General features: G+C 69.9%; 1 protein-coding gene. It reads left to right on the top strand.

Going from position 1 to position 721, the window contains the following annotated elements; translation table 11 throughout:
• Positions 1-117 precede the first annotated feature (117 nt).
• On the top strand, positions 118-720 hold the full coding sequence (locus IQ279_RS27560; RefSeq protein WP_307792565.1) for a DUF742 domain-containing protein: 603 nt from the start codon (positions 118-120) through the stop codon (positions 718-720).
• Position 721: the final 1 nt, after the last annotated feature.

The raw sequence follows: 721 nt of genomic DNA, 5'->3' as shown, positions 1-721 counted from the left end.
CTAGCAATACAGGCCGTGCGTATCGCGTCTCCGCGCCATAAGGTGCGGGGACGCGGTGGGCTAGCGGCACACGAACAAGACGCGGCCCCAGTGACGTCAGGCAGTGGAGGAGGAGACGTGGCAACGCCCCCAGGCGGTCCCTACGGCGGTCAGCACCAGTCTCAGCCGCAGCACGACCCGTCCATGAAGCGCTACAACTTCCCCTCCGCACCGAGCGGGCAGCAGTGGCAGGAGCCCCACTCCCAGCCAGGGCCGCAGGACTACCCCCAGTACCAGCAGCCTCAGCAGCCCCACGCTCAGCAGCCTCCTCACCAGGGGCGGGCCGAGGAGCCCCCCAGGTCCCGCCGCTCCCGGCCCGCGGCCGACGACCGCGGCGGATCGTCGCCGCTGGTGCGGCCGTACGCCATGACCGGGGGCCGTACCCGGCCGCGCTACCAGCTCGCCATCGAGGCGCTGGTGCACACCACCGCGCAGTCCGCCCGCCTCCAGGGCCAGCTCCCGGAGCACCAGCGGATCTGCCATCTGTGTTACGAGATCAAATCGGTTGCCGAGATCTCCGCACTTCTCTCCATTCCCTTGGGCGTGGCCCGTATCCTCGTGGCCGACCTGGCCGAGGCCGGCCTCGTCGCCATCCATCAGCCGGGCAGCAGCAGCGAGCCCGGCGGCCAGCCAGATGTGACACTGCTCGAAAGGGTGCTCAGTGGACTTCGCAAGCTCTAGC

This window comes from Streptomyces verrucosisporus (genome assembly GCF_017114865.1).
GTDB lineage: Bacteria > Actinomycetota > Actinomycetes > Streptomycetales > Streptomycetaceae > Streptomyces > Streptomyces fenghuangensis.
Note: the sequence above shows the minus strand (reverse complement) of the source record. Positions and strands in the feature narration are given on the sequence as shown.